This is a genomic window from Alteromonas ponticola, from assembly GCF_012911815.1.
Classification (GTDB): Bacteria; Pseudomonadota; Gammaproteobacteria; order Enterobacterales; family Alteromonadaceae; genus Alteromonas; species Alteromonas ponticola.
In genome coordinates, this window is sequence record NZ_JAATNW010000017.1 from 1 (window position 1) to 907 (window position 907).

Annotated in this window: 2 tRNA genes and 1 rRNA gene; all 3 read right to left on the reverse strand. The window is 42.2% G+C overall.

From position 1 onward, the window contains the following. Window positions 1–270 precede the first annotated feature (270 nt). Window positions 271–346, reverse strand: a tRNA-Ala gene (locus HCJ96_RS16150). Between the two features lie 121 nt (window positions 347–467). After that, window positions 468–544 (reverse strand) — tRNA-Ile (locus tag HCJ96_RS16155). A 255-nt stretch (window positions 545–799) separates the two neighbouring features. Next, window positions 800–907, reverse strand: a 16S ribosomal RNA gene (locus tag HCJ96_RS16160); the annotation flags it as partial.

A 907-nucleotide genomic window follows, 5' to 3' on the forward strand; every position in this document is an offset into this window, starting at 1 on the left:
TCTCTGCTGTATGATGACTAGCTAATCGTGAATTTGCCTTGTCATCATATTGTCAATCGGACTTGCCGATTGACACGCTTTTTCAGCGCTTTAATTGATAACAAGCAATTCAAGTCAAGTAGAGTAAAGTGCTGAAAGAACATCTTTCGATATTCAATCTCAGTTACTCTTTTGATTGATTACTATTAATATCAGCTTTCCAAATTGTTAAAGAACATGTCGTGGTCGTTTCTACCACTTTTAAATACACTTTATAAATGCACTTAGAAGTGGTGGAGCTAAGCAGGATCGAACTGCTGACCTCCTGAATGCAAATCAGGCGCTCTCCCAGCTGAGCTATAGCCCCATATAACTGGTGTCGTTTACTAACTTACGTTGTTAGCTACTTCTTTCTTGATCAAGGCATCGGATTGCGTAGTGTGCATCTAGCACATAAACAATTCGATAACGAAGAGCAAGGAAGAAATTGGTAGGCTTGGGCAGACTTGAACTGCCGACCTCACCCTTATCAGGGGTGCGCTCTAACCAGCTGAGCTACAAGCCTATTTTACTTCTGCTAGGCTCTCTACTCTTCGCCTTTGTTCCTCATTCGCTCAGTCACATACTAGTGTATGCTCCTTCACTCATTCGTCAGTCGGCTCGATTAGAAACCCTATCATCGCAAAATCCGATGAATAGGCCCAGCAGGCTGCTGCGCAATACTCTATCTAAGGTGAGTACTACCTTTGGTGTTCTTTTTTTTAATAACAAAACAATCTGTGTGAGCACTACATTAAAAGAGTAACTCGATTCTTTAAGGTAAGGAGGTGATCCAACCGCAGGTTCCCCTACGGTTACCTTGTTACGACTTCACCCCAGTCATGAAACACAAAGTGGTAATCGTTCTCCCGAAGGTTAAACTAACTAC